Annotated in this window: 16 protein-coding genes and 1 pseudogene; 3 read left to right on the top strand and 14 right to left on the bottom strand. The window is 66.7% G+C overall.

Features of this window, described 5'->3' with window-relative positions:
• Positions 1–3: 3 nt before the first annotated feature.
• From flgK to M3I54_RS37545, 11 genes are all read right to left on the bottom strand, one after another.
• Positions 4–2,031 (bottom strand): flagellar hook-associated protein FlgK, encoded by a 2,028-nt coding sequence (gene flgK, locus M3I54_RS37595; RefSeq protein WP_254344892.1) that lies wholly within the window; start codon positions 2,029–2,031, stop codon positions 4–6.
• Positions 2,032–2,249: 218 nt separating this feature from the next.
• The gene (locus M3I54_RS37590; RefSeq protein WP_254344890.1) at positions 2,250–3,011 is read right to left on the bottom strand and encodes a flagellar brake protein; all 762 of its coding nucleotides are present in this window, start codon (positions 3,009–3,011) and stop codon (positions 2,250–2,252) included.
• Positions 3,012–3,267: 256 nt separating this feature from the next.
• Positions 3,268–4,260: a flagellar assembly peptidoglycan hydrolase FlgJ gene (gene flgJ, locus M3I54_RS37585; RefSeq protein WP_254344888.1), complete on the bottom strand. Its 993-nt coding sequence runs from the start codon at positions 4,258–4,260 to the stop codon at positions 3,268–3,270.
• A 10-nt stretch (positions 4,261–4,270) separates the two neighbouring features.
• Positions 4,271–5,431, bottom strand: a complete 1,161-nt coding sequence (locus tag M3I54_RS37580; RefSeq protein ID WP_375542282.1) for a flagellar basal body P-ring protein FlgI — start codon at positions 5,429–5,431, stop codon at positions 4,271–4,273.
• Between the two features lie 32 nt (positions 5,432–5,463).
• Positions 5,464–6,177 carry a flagellar basal body L-ring protein FlgH gene (locus M3I54_RS37575; RefSeq protein WP_254344883.1) on the bottom strand — a complete coding sequence of 238 codons (714 nt, stop codon included), beginning with the start codon at positions 6,175–6,177 and terminating at the stop codon, positions 5,464–5,466.
• Between the two features lie 35 nt (positions 6,178–6,212).
• Positions 6,213–7,001, bottom strand: a complete 789-nt coding sequence (flgG, locus tag M3I54_RS37570) for a flagellar basal-body rod protein FlgG (protein ID WP_028203367.1) — start codon at positions 6,999–7,001, stop codon at positions 6,213–6,215.
• Positions 7,002–7,066: 65 nt separating this feature from the next.
• Positions 7,067–7,825, bottom strand: a complete 759-nt coding sequence (flgF, locus tag M3I54_RS37565; RefSeq protein ID WP_254344881.1) for a flagellar basal-body rod protein FlgF — start codon at positions 7,823–7,825, stop codon at positions 7,067–7,069.
• A 27-nt stretch (positions 7,826–7,852) separates the two neighbouring features.
• Positions 7,853–9,085, bottom strand: coding sequence for a flagellar hook protein FlgE (flgE, locus tag M3I54_RS37560; RefSeq protein WP_254344879.1), 1,233 nt, complete (start codon positions 9,083–9,085; stop codon positions 7,853–7,855).
• 26 nt (positions 9,086–9,111) lie between these two features.
• The gene (locus M3I54_RS37555) at positions 9,112–9,756 is read right to left on the bottom strand and encodes a flagellar hook assembly protein FlgD (RefSeq protein ID WP_254344912.1); all 645 of its coding nucleotides are present in this window, start codon (positions 9,754–9,756) and stop codon (positions 9,112–9,114) included.
• Positions 9,757–9,952: 196 nt separating this feature from the next.
• The gene (flgC, locus tag M3I54_RS37550; RefSeq protein WP_028203363.1) at positions 9,953–10,378 is read right to left on the bottom strand and encodes a flagellar basal body rod protein FlgC; all 426 of its coding nucleotides are present in this window, start codon (positions 10,376–10,378) and stop codon (positions 9,953–9,955) included.
• 94 nt (positions 10,379–10,472) lie between these two features.
• Positions 10,473–10,988, bottom strand: a complete 516-nt coding sequence (locus tag M3I54_RS37545) for a flagellar basal body protein (protein ID WP_254344877.1) — start codon at positions 10,986–10,988, stop codon at positions 10,473–10,475.
• Positions 10,989–11,234: 246 nt separating this feature from the next.
• Here M3I54_RS37545 and flgA point away from each other — a divergent pair, with 246 nt between their 5' ends.
• The 3 genes from flgA (at position 11,235) to M3I54_RS37530 (ending at position 13,537) form a co-directional block, all read left to right on the top strand.
• Positions 11,235–12,518, top strand: a complete 1,284-nt coding sequence (flgA, locus tag M3I54_RS37540) for a flagellar basal body P-ring formation chaperone FlgA (RefSeq protein WP_254344875.1) — start codon at positions 11,235–11,237, stop codon at positions 12,516–12,518.
• Between the two features lie 181 nt (positions 12,519–12,699).
• On the top strand, positions 12,700–13,044 hold the full coding sequence (gene flgM / locus M3I54_RS37535) for a flagellar biosynthesis anti-sigma factor FlgM (RefSeq protein WP_254344873.1): 345 nt from the start codon (positions 12,700–12,702) through the stop codon (positions 13,042–13,044).
• Between the two features lie 49 nt (positions 13,045–13,093).
• Positions 13,094–13,537, top strand: a complete 444-nt coding sequence (locus M3I54_RS37530; RefSeq protein WP_254344871.1) for a flagella synthesis protein FlgN — start codon at positions 13,094–13,096, stop codon at positions 13,535–13,537.
• A gap of 166 nt (positions 13,538–13,703) precedes the next feature.
• On the opposite strand, the gene M3I54_RS37525 is transcribed toward M3I54_RS37530, so the two are convergent.
• The 3 genes and pseudogenes from M3I54_RS37525 to flhF form a co-directional block, all read right to left on the bottom strand.
• Positions 13,704–14,435, bottom strand: a complete 732-nt coding sequence (locus M3I54_RS37525; protein ID WP_254344869.1) for an RNA polymerase sigma factor FliA — start codon at positions 14,433–14,435, stop codon at positions 13,704–13,706.
• A 356-nt stretch (positions 14,436–14,791) separates the two neighbouring features.
• Positions 14,792–15,574 (bottom strand): annotated as a pseudogene (locus tag M3I54_RS37520) (MinD/ParA family protein); the annotation flags it as partial.
• Positions 15,567–17,666 (bottom strand): flagellar biosynthesis protein FlhF, encoded by a 2,100-nt coding sequence (gene flhF / locus M3I54_RS37515; RefSeq protein ID WP_254344867.1) that lies wholly within the window; start codon positions 17,664–17,666, stop codon positions 15,567–15,569. The gene flhF and the pseudogene M3I54_RS37520, both read right to left, overlap by 8 nt.
• Between the last annotated feature and the right edge of the window lie 228 nt (positions 17,667–17,894).

The following is a 17,894-nucleotide window of genomic DNA, read 5'->3' as shown; positions in this document are numbered from 1 at the left end:
GCCTCACTGGAAAATGCCGATCAGGGTCTGGAACAGCGATGCCGCCGTCTGGATCACCTTGCTGTTGGCCTGATAGAGCTGTTGATACTGCAGCAGGTTCGCGGCTTCCTCGTCGAGGTTCACGCCCTGCACCGACTGCTGCTGCGAAGTGAGCTGCGTCACGAGCGACTGCTGCGACGTGTTCGACGCCTCCAGCTGGCTAGCGGTGTTGCCGATCGAGTTGACGTAGTTCGCATACGCCGTGGTCAGCGTGGTCGATCCCGAGTACGCCGTGCTCGACGTGAGGTTCGCGATCGCGAGCGCATTGCGGCCGTCCTGCGTGCCGCTCTTGTTGCCCGCCACCGTGAACGAGTCGTTGTTCGAGGGCGTGCCCGTCATCGTGAAGCTCAGGTTGGTCGCGGTGCCGTTCGCGCCGGTCGAATCCGTGAGGTTCGTGATCGTGTAGGTTGCGCCCGTGGTCGGGTCGTAGGGCACACCGGTCACAGGAGGCGTCGCGGCGCTGTTGATCGTCACGGTGCTGGTGGTGGTCGACCCCGGCGTCGTGATCGTGACGGTCGTGCCGTTGGGCAGGCCGGTCAGCGTGCCCGCCGTCGAGTCGTACTTGAGCGTGACCGGCAGGTTCGTCGTCGAATAGCCCGTGCCCACCGCGCCTTGCGTGACCGTGCCCGTGCCTGCGTTCGTCGTGGCAGCCGAAACGACGACCGGCGTGGCCGCCGCGATGGCCGCGGGGTCGCTGGTCGCAACCGAGAAGCTCGCGAGTGCGCCGGCCGTCGGCTGGATCATGAACGAGTCGCCCGCGCTCACCGAGCCCGAAGGCGTAATCGAAAAGCCGCCGATCGTGATCGGCGCGGCGCCATTCGGCTGCGTAGCGACCAGCGAGTTCGTCGTCGTGTCGGTGAGGTTCCAGTTCGTGCCGTCGTAGCTCAGCTTGTAGTTGTCGGTGAGCGGCTGCGTGCTGTTGGTGAGCGTCGCGCTGACCGTGCCGGACGTGCTGGCATTCGTCGAGCTGGCCGTGACGAGCGGGTTGCCCACCGTGAACAGATTGCCGCCCGCGCCGCCCGAGAGCGTCAGGCCGAGTGCATTCTGCGAGTTCACCTGTGCGGCGAAGCTCGTCACGATCGCACCCAGCTGCGATTCCGCCGGATCGAGCGTGGTCGAGACGAACGAAACCAGGCCGCCTACGGTGCCACCTTGCAGCGCGGCCGACGACAGCACCTGCGGCGTGCCTTGCGCCGCGGCGCTCGCGCCGTTCAGGCCCTGCCATGTCACATCCAGCTCCTGCGGGTTGGAACTCGACGGCTGCGTGCCGAGGTTGTAGCTCTGGCTGCTCACCACGAGCGGCTGGCCGTTGCCGAGGAAGACGCTGTAGCCGGTGCTGCCCTGCACGACCTGAACGCCGACCAGCTTCGAGAGATTCGCCACGGCCTGATCGCGCTGATCGAGCAGCTGGTTAGGCTGCTGGCCGCCCGAGCTCGCGGACGTGATCTGCGCGTTGAGGTTCGCGATCTGCTGCGTGTAGGTGTTGATTTGCGAGGCCGCGCTCGTGAGCTGCGTGTTCACGCTCTGGCGCATCGAATCGTACTGCGAGCTCGCGGCGTTGATCTGGGTGGCGAGCGTCTGTGCGTCGGAGAGCACGGTTTGCCGCGCTGCGGGATTCGAAGGCGAATTCGAGACGTTCTGCAGGCCCGTGAAGAAGTTCGTGATCGCAGTGGCGATGCCCGAGGTCGGGCTGCCCACGAGGTTCGAGAGCTGCGTGGCGAGGGTGTACGAAGCCGAGTACGAGCTGCTGGTCGACTGCGCGTTGTTGAGCGCCGTCGTGAGGTACTGGCTGTAGGCGCGCTGCACGGTCGCGGTGGTGACGCCGCTGCCGATATAGCCGCTCGACGAGTACTGACCCGCCGATTCCTGGTACACCGGCGTCTCGACGGTGTAGCCCGCCGTCGTCGAGTTGCTGATGTTCTCGCCGGTGGTCGAGATACCAATCTGCGCCGCCTGCAGGCCGCTCAGACCGATCGAGAAAATGTTGGACATGCGTGATCCTCGAAAGCGGCCTGCCCCCCTGGCAAACCGCATGGTGTACTCACGGTATAACGGCAACGCACTGCAAAAATTGAGCGCCCGATGGGCGCGAAAACGTTAGCGAGCGAGTGCGAGCGCGCCTGCCGCGCGCATGGCGAACCGGCGCAACATGCGCTGCGCCGGCCAGGGTGTTGCGGATCGTGCTGGTGATGCGGGTGAAGCTGTACCGGTCAGGCACGCGCGAGCGCGCGGCGCTTCATCTCGAGCTGCGTGATATAGCGCTGCAGCGTGTTCTCGGCAAAGCCGGGCAGCACGTCGAAGCGAAAGCCCATGTGATAGCGGCGGTCGCCGTTGGGCAGGTCGATGAAACGCAACACGACGAGCGCGAGATCCACACGCAGCTTGCCGTGCGCGCGCAGGTCGAGTTCGACGTCGGCCAGCACGAGGCCCATGGCGAGGTCCGCCACGCGTTCGTCGGTCGTACGCAGCCCAAGGCCGCCGAGCGAAAGGTCATGCACTTCGTACGCGAAGCGCGGGCCACCGCTCGGCAGTTCGCCGCGGCAGATGCACGGCTCGAGCACGGGCGTGTCGACGCGGAAGTACTCGCGCCGCTGCACGTAGAACAGCACTTCGGGGAAATCGGCTTCGAACGCGGGGCGCCCTTCGAACTCGGTGCGCCGCGGCGTGGCCGTGCGGAACTCCACGCGCACGCCGTCGGGCGATGCGTGGAACAGGCACTCGGGCGCGGCGAGCACGCCCGTGTTCTGCTCGGGCAACGCGCCCCAGTCGAACACGAAAGTGCGCTCGCGCCCGTTGACGGCCAGAATGCGCGTGACGAGCTGTCCGCCGCGATACTGGAGGGTCAGGAAGTCGCCGCGATTGACGAGATTGCGTAGCTGGACGCCGATCTCGAGCGGATTGCGGCGCCCAAAATCGTGGGAGCCTTCTGCGCCCTCGCCTGCTTCCTGTGGATTCGACTGAACGGTATTCATCGGCCTGCCGGAAATTCGTGAACGTGCCGGCGCGTCATCGGACCCTTTCCGTACGCGCCGTTCGGGCGATCTGACTGCCCGTATTGCTTTTCCATCTCGCCTGCATTAGCGGCAGACATTACGAAAAATTTAGGGATTGGCCGTAAAAAAAATGTGCCTTTTCCCTGCATGAAACACACGTGCGCAGCTTCTTCCGGCAACTGCGCCGAGGCAACGTTTGCGATTGCCTAATTGACGCCAACCGTCGAGCCGATCGTCAAGCCATCCGCTGCATGATGGTCAGCAGCTTTTTCGCATAGTGCGGGTCGGTGGCGTAACCCGCGCGCTGCATGCCGTGCGCAAAGCCCTCGGCGCTCTTCGAGCCGTTGATCACCGACGCGTAGCGCGGGTTGCTCTTGAGCAGCGTGGCGTAGTCGGTCATCGCGTCTTCGTACGAGTCGTAGGCGCGGAACTTCTCCACCACGCGATGCGGCTGGCCGTTCACGTACTCGGTCGTGACCGTCGAGACGGTCTTGCCGGTCCAGTCCTTGCTCGCCTTGATGCCGAACACGTTGTGGCTCGCCGAGCCGTCGGCGTTCTTGATCTCGCGCTTGCCCCAGCCCGATTCGAGCGCGGCCTGGCCGAGAATGAAGCGCGCCGGAATGCCCGTGGTCGAGCTGGCCTGCTGCGCGGCGTTGGCCAGCTTGTCGACGAAGGCGTCCACCGAGGCGTCGCCGTTGCCCTTGACCGGCGGCGTGAGCGCGCTGTTGCCGCTGTAGCCCGAGCCGTTGGCGAGCGCGCCGTTGGCGGCAGCGTTGCCGTAGGCGCGGCCAAGCGCGCCCAGCATCGCGAGGTTGCCTTCGCTCGCGTCCTTGCCCGAAAGCCCCGAGAGCGCGCCCGCCACGCCTCCTGCACCGCCGGCGCCATCGGCACCGGCCGCGCCGCCCATGCTGCGCATGAGCTGCTTGAGCATCGCGTTCGCCACGCCAATGCCCTTGTTCGACATCTGCTGGGCGAGCTGCTGGTCCATCATCGAGGTGAACTGCGCGCCGTCGTGCGAGTCGAGCGGGCCGTCGTCGGGCGTCGCGTCGCGCATGCTCTTGAGCATCATCTGCGTGAAGACCGCGTCGAACTGCTTCGCGGCCATCTTCACGCCCTGCTCGGGCGAGGCGTTCGCCGCGGCGCGCATCGAGTCGAAGCCCTGCACGTCGAGCGCGAAGCGGTTGGTGAGGTCGAGGCTGCCGCCGCCGATGTTCTTCGTATTATCCAAGTTACACCCCTTAGATGATCTCGAGGTCGGCGCGCAGTGCACCCGCCGCCTTCATCGCCTGCAGGATCGACATCAGATCCGCCGGCGTGGCTCCCAGCGCGTTGAGCGCCTTCACGACCTCGGCGAGATTGGCGCCCGCCGTGACGAGCTTGAGCGATCCGTTGTCCTGCTTCAGCTGGATCTGCGACTGGCGCGTCGCCACCGTCTGGCCATTGGAGAACGCGCCGGGCTGGCTCACCGCCGTCTGCGTGTTCACGACGACGGAGAGATTACCGTGCGCGACCGCGCAGCTCTCAAGCGTCACCATCTGGTTCATGACGATCGAGCCGGTGCGCGCGTTCAGGATCACCTTCGCGGCCGGCGTGGCCGGATTCACGTTGAGATCCTGGATCTGCGCGATGAAGCCCACCTGCGACGCCGGATCGGCCGGCCCGTGCACCTGGATCGTGCGGCCGTCGAGCGGCGAGGCCGTGCCCGGGCCGAACATGTTGTTGACGGCCGAGACGATGCGCTGCGTCGTGTCGTAGTCCATATCGTTGACGGTCAGCGTGAGGAGACCGCCTTGCTGCGAAACCGGCGAGATCACCGAGCGCTCGACGATCGCGCCGCCCGCGATGCGGCCCGCGGCAAGCTGGTTCACCTGCACCCTGCTGCCGTTGGCCGAGGCCCCCGCGCCGCCCACGGCCACGTTGCCCTGCGCGAGCGCGTAGACCTGGCCGTCGGCGCCCTTGAGCGGCGTGAGCAGCAGCGTGCCGCCGCGAATGCTCTTCGCGTTGGCGAGCGACGAAACCGTGATGTCGATCTGCTCGCCCGGCCGCGCGAACGGCGGCAGCACCGCCGTCACCATCACCGCGGCGACGTTCTTCAGCTGCATGTTGTTGAGCGTCGACGAGGAACCCGACGAGCTCGACGTGTTGTTGATCGAGATGCCGAGGTTCGCGAGCATGTTCGCGAGCGTCTGCGTCGTGAACGGCGCCTGGGTCGTCTGGTCGCCGGTGCCGTCGAGACCCACGACGAGGCCGTAGCCGATGAGCGGGTTGTCGCGCACGCCCTGGAAGGTCGCGAGGTCTTTCACGCGCTCGGCGCGCGCCGGCGTCGCGTAAGCGACCAGCGCACCGCAGGCGACCACGAAACCGAACGCCACGCCCAGGGCGGCGAACACGTCCTTCATGCGCGAGCGGCGCGAACGATGGAAGCGGATCTTTACCATGGCGCGAGGTTCAGGAAGAAGCGTTGCAGCCAGCCCATCGTCTCGGCTTCGTCGATCACGCCTTTCGCGGAGTATTCGATCTTCGCGTCGGCGACGTCGGTCGAGAGCACGGAGTTGTCTCCGGCAACGGTGTTCGGATTGACGACGCCAGAAAAGCGCACGTATTCATTGCCCTGGTTGATGAGCATCTGCTTCTCGCCGGAGACGACGAGATTGCCGTTGGGCAGCACGTTCGTCACGGTCACGGTGATGACGCCCGTGAACGTGTTCGAAGCGTTTGCGCCGCCCGTGGCGTCGAACTGGTTCGCGCCCGTGGAACTCAGGTTCGCGCGGTTGAAGACGCCCGGCAGGAAGTTCGCGGTGCCCGCAAAGCTCGTGGCGCTGCCGCGCTTGGTATTCGCGCCCGACGACTTGGTCGCGTTGATGTTTTCGGAGATGACGATCGTCAGGATGTCGCCGGTATTGCGCGGACGCTGATCCTCGAAGAGCGGCCGTCCCGCGTAGCCCGGGTTGTAGATGGCGCCCGGCGAGAGGTTCGCGGGCGGCACGGGCGGCACGGCCGTCATCGGCTGCTGCACGATAGGTTGCCTGTTGGGAAGGTACGCGCAGCCCGCCAGCATCGCGAGCGCCACAGCCGCGACGAGCAGGCGGGCGTTGCCCGGTTGCCGCGCGCGGATGCGAGGAGGGTTTCGAACGGACTGCGACATATTCTTCACCGACTTGATTAACCAGGGACTCGACCTCAGACCTGCATCTGGCTGAGGGTTTGCAGCATCTGGTCAGAAGTGGTGACCGCCTTGCTGTTGATTTCGTAGGCGCGCTGCGTCTCGATCATGTTCACGAGTTCTTGCACGACGTTCACGTTCGACGATTCGACGTAGCCCTGGTTGAGCGTGCCCGAAGCGTTCTGGCCCGGCGTGGAAACCGTGGGCGTGCCCGACGAAGCCGTTTCCGACAACAGGTTCTGCCCGTTCGACTGCAGGCCGGTCGGGTTGATGAACATGGCGAGCTGCAGCGTGCCGATGGTCGTGTTGTTGCTCGAGCCCGGCGTCGTGACCGTCACCACGCCGTCGCTGCCGATGGTGAGCGAGGTGGCGTTGGCGGGCACCGTGATCGCCGGGATCACCTGATAGCCGCTCGCCGTCACGAGCTGGCCTTGCGAGTTGGTCTGGAACGAGCCGTCGCGCGTGTAGGCCGTCGTGCCGTCGGGCATCTGCACCTGGAAGAAGCCCGCGCCGTTGATCGCCACGTCCTTCGAGTTGCCGGTCTGCTGCAGATTGCCCTGCGTGTAGAGACGCTCGGTCGCCACCTGCTGCACGCCCGTGCCCACCTGGCTGCCCGAAGGCAGTTCGGTTTGCTGGGTCGAGTTCGCACCCGGCTGACGCAGCGTCTGGTACATGAGGTCCTCGAACACTGCGCGCGAGCCCTTGAAGCCATTGGTGCTCACGTTCGCGAGGTTGTTCGAAATCACGTCCATTTGCGCCTGCTGGGCGTTCATGCCGGTGGCGGCGATGTAAAGCGATCGGTTCACGGTGTCTTTCTCCCGGTCCGGCCTCGCGCGCGGCGCGAGGCGGCCTTCATTTAACTTGAAATGGCTTAGCTGAAGTTGAGCAGCTGGTTCGCGCTCTGCTCGTTCTGGTCGGCGTTCGAGAGCAGCTTGGTCTGCATCTGGAACTGGCGCGCGTTGGTGATCATCGAGACCATTGCCGCCACCGGGTTCACGTTGCTGCCCTCGAGCGACTCGGTCGCGACCTGCACGGTCTGGTCCGCGTCGGCGGGATTGCCGTCCGACGTGTGGAAAAGACCGTCGTCACCGCGCGTAAGCGCGCCTGCCGGCGGGTTGACGAACTTGATCTGGTCGATCATGGCGATCGCGTTGGCGGGGCTGCCCGGCGCGATGGCCGAAACCGTGCCGTCCTTGCCGATCGTGATCGCCGCGCCCGGCGGCACCGCGATCGGGCCGCCGCCGCCGATCACCTGCAGGTTGTTGGCCGTGACGAGCTGGCCGTTTTCATCGACGTGCAGGTTGCCCGCACGCGTATAGGCCTCGTTGCCGTCGGCCGTCTGTACGGCCATGAAACCCTGGCCCTGAATGGCGATATCGAGCGGGTTGCCGGTATGCGAGATCGCACCGGGCGTCATGTCCGAGCCAGGCGTCGCCGAGAGCACGTAGGTGCGCGTGGTCTGGTCGTTCACCGTCGAGCCGTCGCCGAACGACATCGGCACGGCGCGAAAGTTGGCGAGCTGCGCGCGAAAGCCCGTGGTCGAGACGTTCGCGAGGTTGTTCGCGACGACGGCCTGCTGCTCGAGCGCCTGGCTCGCGCCCGTCATCGCGGTATAAATCAGTCGGTCCATGGTGTGCCCGGTACGTGGTTAGACGCGTTACATCTGCAGCAGCGTCTGGTCGACGGTCTGCTGCGTCTTGATGGTCTGCGCGTTCGCCTGGTAGTTGCGCTGGGCCGTGATCAGGTCGACGAGCTGGTTCGTCAGGTCAACGTTCGACCCTTCGAGCGCGCCGCCCGTGAGCGTGCCGTGGTTCGTGCTGCCCGGCGTGGAGATCTGCGCGACGCCCGAGGCCGACGTCACCTGGAACTGGTTGCCGCCCAGGTTCAGGAGGCCGTTCGGGTTGTTGAAGTTGGCGAGCACGATCTGGCCGAGCGACATGGTCTGGCCGTTCGAGTAGTTGCCGGTAATCGTCCCGTCCGCGCCGATCGAGAAGTTCGCGAGCGTGCCGCTCGCGTAGCCGTCCTGGGCGAGATTGTTCACACCCGACTTGCTGCCGTACTGGGTCGTGCCCGTGAAGTTGAGGTTGACGGTCTGGGCCGAGGCGCCGTCGGTCGGGGTGACGGTGAGCTGGAACTGGCCGAGCGCAGCAGTGGCTGCACCCGCCGGGTCGGTCGTGCCCGAGAGCGCGCCCGAGGAATCGAAGCTCATTTTGCCGAGATCGGTCGTCGTGCCGTTGTTGACCGCATACACTTCGGCCGAGCCGGTGGCACTCTGCACGAAGTACAGGTTGATCGTCTGCGTGCCGCCAAGGGAGTCGTAGCCCGTGATCGAGGTCGAGTAGCTGTAGCTGTTCGAGTCGGTCGGGGAGAAAGTCGCGTCCGTCGGGGCGGTGGCCTGGGCGTTCAGGTTCAGCTGCGCCGTGACGTTCTGCGTCGCGACCGGCGCGATGTTGGTCGTCGGCACCTTGAGCGGCACGGTTTGCGCCGTGTTGATCACGCCGGTCGAACTCGCGGCATAGCCCATCAGGTCGTTGCCCGAGGCGTCGGTAATATAGCCGTTCTTGTCGAGCTGGAACACGCCGTTACGCGAGTACGTGATCGTGCCGTTGTTCGACATCTGGTAGAAGCCGTTGCCGTTGATGGCGACGTTCAGCGCCTGGCCCGTCGTGTTGATCGTGCCCTGCGAAAAGTCCTGCTGTACCGTCGAGAGCGAGGCGCCGAGGCCGATCTGGTTGCCCACCGACGTCGCGATGGTGTTCGCGTAGACGTCGGCGAACTGCGCCGTGCTCTGCTTGAAGCCAACGGTGTTCGCGTTGGCGATGTTGTTGCCGATCACGTCGAGGTCGTTCGACGACGCGGCGAGGCCGCTCAATCCTTGCTGGTAGCCCATGTTTGTCTACTCCGCGTTTATCGTGTTCAGAGAATGGCGCCGACGCTCGAAAGCGCGACGGTCTTGCCGTTGGCGAGCGAGAGGCTCGCGGTACCGTCCGACTGCTGGACCACGCCCTGTACCTGGCTCGCGACGAGCGCGGTTGCCGTGGCGGACTGGCCGTTGGTCGTCGCGGTCGCGCTGATCGTGTAGGTGCCGTCGGCGACCGCGTTGCCCGCGGTGTCCTTGCCGTTCCAGGTGACCGGCACGGTGCCGGCAGACTGAGCGCCGAGGTCGAGCGTGTTGACGACCTGGCCTGCCGAGTTGGTGATCGTGAGCTTCACGTCCGAGACCGCTGAAGGCAGCGTGACACCGAGCTGCGGCGCCGAGCCGCTCGCCACCGTGGCGCTGCTGCCCGGGGCGAGCACGGTCGAGCCGATCAGGAGCGCGGCCTGGGCGTTCTGGCCCGCCGAAAGCTGCGTGGAAAGCGACGTCAACGACGTGTTGAGCTGCTGGATGCCCGACACCGTGTTGATCTGGGCGAGCTGCGAGGTCATCTGCGAGCTGTCCATCGGATTCGTCGGGTCCTGGTTCTGCAACTGCGCGACGAGCATTCGCAAGAAGGTGGTCTGCAGGTCGCTCGCGCTCGTGCCGCTCGACGACGAACTCGAGGTCGAGCTCGTGCCGTTCATGGTGTCGAGCAGTTGCTGCGACACGGTGGCGGTGCTGCCGCCAATGGTTGTGTTGCTGGAACTCAACGCGTTCTCCCTCGATTGCGCTTCGTGCTTGGCGTGTGGTGGTGGCGGGCGCTGCTTCCGCTGCTTCGTTTCGCGCCCGCTGGTCTCTGTATGTACTGCAGTGTCCGTACTGACTGCGGCTTGCTGTGCTTCAGGTTCCGATCGTGAGCGTCTTGAGCATCAGCGTCTTGGCCGTGTTCAGCGTTTCGACGTTGGCCTGGTACGAGCGCGACGCCGAGATCATGTTCACCATCTCCTGCACCGGATCGACGTTGGGCATCGTCACGTAGCCGTCCGCGTTGGCGGAGGGATTGTCGGGGTCGTAGGTCTCTTTCATGGGCGTGGGGTCGTCCACCACGCCAGTCACCCTGACGCCGCCCACCTGCTGGCCCGAGGCCGTGCGCGCGCCGCCGAGCGGGTTCACGGCGAACACGACCTGCTTCGCCTTGTACGGCTGGCCGTCGGGGCCGGTCGTGCTGTCGGCGTTGGCGAGATTGGACGCCGTCACGTTCAGACGCTGCGATTCCGCCGTCATGGCGGAGCCCGCAACGCTGAAAATGTTCATCAGGGATGGCATGGTTTCGTTGACCTCACATCAGGTGCGCGTCACGCGCTCGTTGGTCGTTCATGGCTTCGTTACTGCGTTTTCCGGCAACGCCCGCCTGCGGCGATCAACTCGAACCCGAGGTGATCGCGGACATCATCGTCTTGATCTGCTGCGAGACCACCGTCATGCCCGACTCGAAGTGCAGCGCGTTGTCGGCGAACTGCACGCGTTCGGTGTCGAGATCGACCGTGTTGCCGTCGAGCGCGGGCTGCACCGGCGTGCGGTACATCAGCTGGCTCTTGTAGCTATCGGTCGGGCCGCCCGACGGGATCAGCTTCGCGTCGCCGGCCATGTGGCCCGACTCCGTGGCCGCCATCTGCATGCCGCTCGTCACACCCGCGGGCTGCGCCATGGCGAGCGGCTGGGCGTTGCCGCCCAAGGTGGCCGTCATGCCCACCGTGCCGCCGGCGCCTTGCTGGCGCAGCGCGCCAGCGAGCGAGGCCGAGAAGTCCACGTCGCGCGCCTGGTAGCCCGGCGTGTCGGCGTTCGCGATGTTCGAAGAGATCAATGCCTGCCGCGTGGCGCGCACATCGAGCGCTTCGCGCCCAAAGGCGAATTCGGCATCGAGTTTGTCCAGCATCGGGCGTTCTCCGTGAAGCGAAAAAGGATTCGGCGTGAGCGCGTCGGGCTCTCCATCGGCGGGGAATCCGGCGCAAACGTTAGGCGCGTGGCCCGAAGGCCTTTGCGCATGGAGTGGAATATTAGGCGGGGGTGGCAAGAACCAATCGGACGAATAGCCGGTAAAGCGCCCCTCTATTCGACGCTAGCGCGCGGGGGCCGCCGCCTAGAATGCGAGGCGTGTCAATGCATTCGATGGAGAACGACGATGCCGCAGACTGCCTCTTTGCGTAGGCCGCACGCCGGCCTGGAGCGGCGTGTGCGCGCGCTGTCGCGGCGCGTGTCCTGGACGTGCGTGCTTGCCTGCGCCATTGGCGGCGCGCTCGCTCATGCACAAACCCCGCCGCAAACCGAAGGCGCCGGCGCCCAGATCTTTATTGCGGGCAACGGCGACCGCGCGGGCTCCGACGCCGCGCAGATGAACGCGCTGCTCGCGAGCAACGCGAAGAAGGCCGCCGCGGCAGTGGCCAGCAGTGCTCCCGCCAATGAGGCCGCGCCGCTGCGTGCGGCCAGCTACGCCGATCTCAATTCGCGCGGCGTGCCCGAGGATGCGCGCGCGGGCGTCGAGTCGAACGGCATGATCACGATTCCGGGCCCCGGCGAGCGAGCATCCCAAGGCGACGCACCGCGCATCGTCACGATTCCCGCGCCGGGCGCGAGTGCCCAGCCCATGCGCGTGCCGGCGACCTATGCGAACAACGCGAACAATGCGGGCACGCTCCAGCGCGTGAACCTGTCGAGCGCCGCGAACCGCGTCGCCCCGGTAGTCGTGGACGCTGGCGCGAAGCCGGTTGCAAACGCAAGCACCAGCGCGCCTTCCAATCCCAATGCCAGCGCCGTCGCCACGAACGCGCAGACCACGCCCCCCGGCCAGCAGGACGGCGAATCGATCCGCGCCATCGCGCTCGGCTTCCTGCAGCAGCAGTCGGCGGGCTTACCGGGCCACGTGAGCATCACGGTCGCGCCGGTGTTTCCGCGCGGCCTCGCGGCCTGCACCTCGCTCGAGCCGTTCATGCCGCCGGGCGCGCGCACCTATGGACACACAACCGTGGGCGTGCGCTGCATTGGCGCGAAGCCGTGGACGCTCTATGTGAGCGCGCGCATTGCCGTAGACGTGACCTACTACGTGGCCTCGCGCCAGATCGGCGCGGGCGAAGCCCTTTCGGCCGCCGATTTCATGCCGCGCGCGGGCGACCTGGCAAACCTGCCGCAGACCATCATCACCGATCCCAACCAGGCGACGGGCGCCGTCGCGCTCGCGCGCATCTCCGCGGGACTGCCGCTGCGCACCGATATGCTGCGCAGCGCCGCCTCGGTGGTCATCGGACAAACGGTCAAGGTGATCGCCGTGGGCAGCAACTTCACGATCTCTGCCGAGGGCAGCGCGCTCAACAACGCGGAGCCCGGCCAGCAGGTGCGCGTGCGCACGAGCGGCGGCCAGATCATCTCGGGCGTGGTCAAGGACGCCGGTACCGTGCAGATACAAATCTAGGGCGGGCAAGATCTCGTAAGGGCCGGATCGAGCCGGGTTCAGGGCCGCCCGGCGGCCCGATCGGGCGGTTTCCGGCTTTGTGCGCCAGCACACGTAACAGCATGTAACGGTGGAATTTTTGCGCTAAAGTTCGGCCCGACCTGTGCCGTTATCAAGGTCAAATCGATCAGGAAAGCCCATCGTGAAAGTTGACTCCTCCACCCGCAATGATCCGCGCACGCTGCAGGATGGCCTCGCGCGTTCGCCAGGCGATTCGACCGGCGTAAGCGCCGCCAGCACCGACAACGCGGCCACCTCCGGCGCGGCGAGCGGCGCAGCGCTTGGGGCCGCGAACGTGAACCTCTCGTCGCTTTCGTCGACGATGCGCTCGCTCGCCGCGAGCGGCTCCGCCGACATCGACACGGCGCACGTGCAGTCGATCAAGGACGCGATCCGCAATGGCACGTTGCAGATCGACTCCGGCAAGATCGCCGACGGCGTGATCCAGACCGCGCGCGACCTCATGAAGCCGACGTCGGGCAACTGACGCTCGATGCACGAGCGCCGCGCAAACTTGCTTTTTTTGGTGCCTTGCAATGAAAGATGCCCTGTTGGCCACACTGATCGACGAACACGCCACGGTTGAGGCGTTCGCGTCGCTGCTCGCCTATGAAGAGAAGGCGCTCGTGTCGGCCGACGGCATGGAGGCGCTGCCGCAAATCGTCGAACAGAAGACGACGCTCACGCAGCGTCTCGCGGGCCTGGAAAAAGCGCGCGACGCGCAACTGGCCGGCCTCGGCCTGCCCGCCGGCCGTAAGGGCATCGAAATGGCCTGCGACGGCGACACGCGCCTTACAAGCCAGTGGGCGCTGCTCAAGGGGGCGACCGAGCGCGCGCGCCGCAAGAATCTCACGATCGGCATGATGATCCGCACGCGCATGGAGCATAACCGCCGCGCGCTCTCGATCCTGCGCGGTGAAACGGGCAACGGCGCGATGCTGTACGGTCCCGATGGGCGGCTGCCGGCGTTCGGGCTGTAAGCGCGCACGCACATCGTTCGCCAAAGACAAAAGCCGAAGCGGCGATGCTTCGGCTTTTTTGTTTGCGCGGCTCCAGTCCACCAACAAAAAAGCCGGAGCGCTCTCGCAGCCCGGCTCTTTCACCACACCCGCTCCGCGCTGACAGCCGTGCGGACCGGCTACCGCCTCAGTTCTCCTGGCCGGCCCACGACATCTCGCGCAGCCGCGTGCGCAAGCGCGCCACCGCCTGGCTGTGCAGCTGGCACACGCGCGACTCGCTCACCTCCATCACCGCGCCGATTTCGCGCAGGTTCATGCCGCGCTCGTAATAGAGCGACATGAGCAGCTTCTCGCGCTCGGGCAGCCGCTCGATCGCCTCGACGAGCGCGCCGCGCAGGCTGCCGTCGAGCAGCGCCGAAAGCGGGTCCGAATGATCGACGCAGTAGCGGTCGAGGAACGGTTCGTCCTCGGCGGAGCGGTCGAAGTCTTCGTAGTAGATGAGCTGGCTGCCGTGCAGTTCCTGCAGCATGCTCTGATACTCGTCGAGCGGCATGCTTAGATGCTCGGCGATCTCCGTCTCGCTCGCCGAGCGCCCGAGCCGCTGCTCCACCTTGTGCACCGCGCTTTCCACTTCACGCGAGGTGCGGCGCAGGCTGCGCGGCAGCCAGTCGTTGCTGCGCAACTCGTCGAGCATCGCGCCGCGAATGCGCTGGCTCGCGTAGGTCTCGAACTGCGCGCCCTGATCTTCCTTGTAGCGGTTGGCCGCGTCGAGCAGGCCGATCATGCCGGCCTGGATCAGGTCGTCGAGGTCCACGCTCGCCGGCATCTTGGCTACGAGCTGCAAGCCGAGCCGTCTCACGAGCGGCGCGTACTTCGCGAGCACGTCGGCCTGCGAAATTTTTCCTTGAGCGTTATACATCGTGCTCTCCACTTCTCTTCTCCCTGATTGGCGTCGTCGTGAGCACGTCAGACGTGCTGCGGCGACGTCCGCTGCGCGGGCGTATCGGTCCGCCAGCCCACATGGGCCGGCGCGGACGCGGATGTTGCATTGGGTGCGGGATGCACACCCGTCACGGCCGCAACGAACGAATCGGCGTTCGCGGCGAGCGTGCTGTGTGCGGCGTTTGTTGCATGCGTAGCGTGTGGCTGGACGCCGGCTTGCGGCGCGCCGTCCAGATCGTCGGCGGGTGCCTGGCCCGCCGCTTCATGTTTTTCGTCCGTCGCGACGAGCGCCGCGCTGGCGCGCGCCGTGGCCGGCGAGCACGCCGAGACCGCGGGTCGCATCGGCCAGTGCGGCAATTCGGCGGCTACGTGCCGGAAGTCGCGCGCGGCGGCCGTCGAAGGAAATGCATCGACGATGCAGCGCGCGAGCTTGAGCGCCTGCGCCATGTGCTGATCGGCGGCGACGCTTCCGGCGCTTTCGAGCGACACACTCAGGTAGCGGCTCGCCACTCCAGCGAGGTTCTCGATCGCGGCCTGCGCGTCGCTGGCGTTCGCCACGTGATTCGCGAGTACGCGAAACTGCGCGATCGCATGCGCGAAGTGCAGCCGTTTCATGCACGCGTAGGCGTCCGTGATCGACTGCGCACCGATGCGCATCACGATCAACAGGTCGTGCGCGTGCATGGCGAGCGGCGAAAGCGCGCCTTCGGCGTCGAGCTGCGCGTCGATCAAGACGATGTCCGCGGGGCCCGAAATGACCTTTCGCAGCTGTGCGCCCGTGTACTGCGCGCGGTTGTCGCGCGAGGCGGCCAGCACGCCGAAGCCGAGCGCATGGCGGCCCACGGCTTCTTCGAGCGTGCGCTCGCCGCGCATGACGGCGGCGAAGTTGCCTGCGCCGCGCACACCGCCTACCAGCGAACAGACCGAGCGGGGTCCCAGACACTCGTCGATCACGAGCACGTCCTTGCCCTGCGCGGTGAGCGCCGCCGCGAGATTGACCACGGTGGTCGTGCGCCCGGGCGAACCTGCGCCGCCCGTCACCGCGACCACGCGCGAGCCTTCGCGCGCGAGAAGCCGCCGCAGCCCTTCGGCCTGATCGATTACGAACTTATCCAAACCTGACCTCGGGAGCCTGCGAATTCGAACGCGTCGAGAGTGCCGACAGCAGCGCCGGGATATCGTCTTCGTGCGGCACGAACGGCGAACTCTCTCGCGGAATGCAGAAAGCGCTGCGGATCAGGAAGCGGCGCGTCGCCACATAAAGGTTCTCGGGGACCTTCTGGCCCGTCGAGACGTAATGCACCGGCAGCTTGTAGCGCAGCACGGTGTCGAGCGCGCTGCCCAGGTTGGTCGCCTCGTCGAGCTTGGTGAGGATGCAGCCCGTGAGCGGCGCGTTGTCCGGGCCGCTCTGGTAGGCCTGCACGACTTCGTTGAGCGTGTCGCCGTGGTTGGTCGCCGAGAGCAGCAGAAGGCGTTGTACCGGGCGGCCCGCGCCGCACAGCATGGCGATCTGGTCGGCCACGGCGCGGTCGCGCTGGCTCATGCCGATCGTGTCGATCAGCACGATGTGCTTGTTCTTGAGTTCGGTGAGCGCGAGCTGGAGGTCCGCGCCGTCGCGCACCGCGTGCACCGAAACGCCGAGGATCTTGCCGAAGATGCGCAGTTGCTCGTGCCCGCCGATACGGTAGCTGTCGGTGGTGAGGAGCGCGACCTTGCTCGCGCCGAAGCGCATCACGCAGCGCGCGGCGAGCTTCGCCGTGGTCGTGGTCTTGCCCACGCCCGTGGGGCCCATCAGCGCGAACACGCCGCCGCGCTCCATGAGCGCTTCTTCGTCTTCGAGCACGGGCAGGTTCGATTCGAGCACCGACTGGAGCCACTCCATGCCGGCCTCTTCGGTTTCCACTTCGGGCAGGCGGTCGATCATCATCTTCACGAGCTGCGCCGAGAAGCCCGCGGCGAACAACTGCTTGGTGAGCGCGCCCTGCACCGGGCTGCGGCGCTGGCGCTCGCCCCACAGGAGGCCCGCGAACTGCTCTTCCATCATGCCGCGCATGGAGGCGAGCTCGTTCATCACGGTTTCGTTGACGACCTGCTCGATGCGCGTGCGGATCGCTTCGCTCACGGTTTGCGCCGCGTTCGCGCCATCGGCGCCCTGCGCATGGCGGTTGCCGGGGGCGGGACCGGCAGCTTCCGGACCGTGGCCGAGACGCTGCGCTGCGCGGCGCGCGGCGACATGGGCGGCCTCGAGCGCCCAGTCGGGCGTGCTGGCGTCGACGCCAGGCGGCAGCACCGGATCGGCGACGCTGCCAAGGCCGCGCGCGGCGGCGGCGGCGGGCGTCATGCCCGGCACGCGCGGAGCGTTCTGCTGGTTCGCGATGCGGCGAGCGTGGTCGATCAGCCAGGGGTTCGATTCGGCCATCGTGCGCGGGGCGTCGCTTGCCGGCGCGCCGGCGGCCTGTTCGAGCCGCGCTGCGGCTTCACGTGCGGCGGCCGGGGCGCTGGTGTTCGCGGCCGGCGCGGTGGACGCAAACGATGGCGCAAAGGCCGGCGAGGCGAGCGACTCGGTCGCCGCCTGCAGCGCCATTTGCAGCGGCGAATGCGCATGCGGGACGGCTTGTTGCAATTGCGCCGCCTGCCGCGCGGATTGCAGCGTCGGCGGCATCGCCGATTGCGCGGCCTGCTGGCCCGCCGCGGCGCGCGAAGAAGGCGAAAGCGGCGCGATGGCGGCCGACACGGCCGCCGCTTCCTGGCCGAGCGAGACGGCGGTGTCGGCGGCGTGATCGCCATCGGCGTCGGCGCTCGCGCCGCCATTTTCGACGCCCACTTCCGGGCTCGCGCCGAACACCGAGGAGAACACGTCCGGCATGCCGCTCGCGTAGGGGTTCGCACCGCCGATCGGGGCGGCGAGCGCCGCCACAGCGGCGCCAGGCGTTGAGCGCGGCGTGCGCGGCATCTGCGTCATGGCGGCGGAGGGCTGCGCGAACGGGGCGCCTTGACCACCCTGGGCAGCGAGGCCACCCAGGCCTTGGGCTGCGGCAGCATCGGCCGGCGCGATCGCCGCGAGATCGCGGTCCGCGAGCGCGACGATTTCGACGCTGCCGTCGTCGAGCGTGCGGTTCGACAGAACGACGGCGTCCGCACCCAACGCTTCGCGTACGAGCCGTAACGCGTCGCGGCTGGTGCCACCGATGAATTTGCGAATGTTCAAGCTAAGCCCCTGATGAGGTGAGCGGCAAATGCCGCCGCCGGTCGTCTGTTGCTGGAATGGCGCTGGATTGCTGCCGGCCTGCCGTCCTATGCAAGCCCTTTTCCGATATTGGAATTATTTCGAAGGTGAGCCCCCCATGATCGATGGATCAGGGCGGAGAAATGCGGGCAATTCGCGGAATCGGTGGCGGGGGAAGGCGGGCGGGGGAGAATTGCGCGCCGGAAGGCG

This window comes from Paraburkholderia sp. CNPSo 3274, from assembly GCF_024206475.1.
Classification (GTDB): domain Bacteria; phylum Pseudomonadota; class Gammaproteobacteria; order Burkholderiales; family Burkholderiaceae; genus Paraburkholderia.
The sequence above is the reverse complement of the archived record's forward strand: the minus strand, read 5'-3'. Positions and strand labels throughout refer to the sequence as shown.

What these genes read in the sequence shown, in the direction of transcription:
- flgK (WP_254344892.1), bottom strand. Translation starts at nt 2,031, where the DNA reads ATGTCCAACATTTTCTCGATCGGTCTGAGCGGCCTGCAGGCGGCGCAG.
- M3I54_RS37580 (WP_375542282.1), bottom strand. Translation starts at nt 5,431, where the DNA reads ATGAAGGACGTGTTCGCCGCCCTGGGCGTGGCGTTCGGTTTCGTGGTC.
- M3I54_RS37555 (WP_254344912.1), bottom strand. Translation starts at nt 9,756, where the DNA reads ATGAACGGCACGAGCTCGACCTCGAGTTCGTCGTCGAGCGGCACGAGC.
- flgC (WP_028203363.1), bottom strand. Translation starts at nt 10,378, where the DNA reads ATGCCATCCCTGATGAACATTTTCAGCGTTGCGGGCTCCGCCATGACG.
- M3I54_RS37545 (WP_254344877.1), bottom strand. Translation starts at nt 10,988, where the DNA reads ATGCTGGACAAACTCGATGCCGAATTCGCCTTTGGGCGCGAAGCGCTC.
- flgA (WP_254344875.1), top strand. Translation starts at nt 11,235, where the DNA reads ATGCCGCAGACTGCCTCTTTGCGTAGGCCGCACGCCGGCCTGGAGCGG.
- M3I54_RS37525 (WP_254344869.1), bottom strand. Translation starts at nt 14,435, where the DNA reads ATGTATAACGCTCAAGGAAAAATTTCGCAGGCCGACGTGCTCGCGAAG.
- M3I54_RS37575 (WP_254344883.1), bottom strand. Translation starts at nt 6,177, where the DNA reads ATGTCGCAGTCCGTTCGAAACCCTCCTCGCATCCGCGCGCGGCAACCG.
- M3I54_RS37530 (WP_254344871.1), top strand. Translation starts at nt 13,094, where the DNA reads ATGAAAGATGCCCTGTTGGCCACACTGATCGACGAACACGCCACGGTT.
- flgF (WP_254344881.1), bottom strand. Translation starts at nt 7,825, where the DNA reads ATGGACCGACTGATTTATACCGCGATGACGGGCGCGAGCCAGGCGCTC.
- flgE (WP_254344879.1), bottom strand. Translation starts at nt 9,085, where the DNA reads ATGGGCTACCAGCAAGGATTGAGCGGCCTCGCCGCGTCGTCGAACGAC.
- M3I54_RS37590 (WP_254344890.1), bottom strand. Translation starts at nt 3,011, where the DNA reads ATGAATACCGTTCAGTCGAATCCACAGGAAGCAGGCGAGGGCGCAGAA.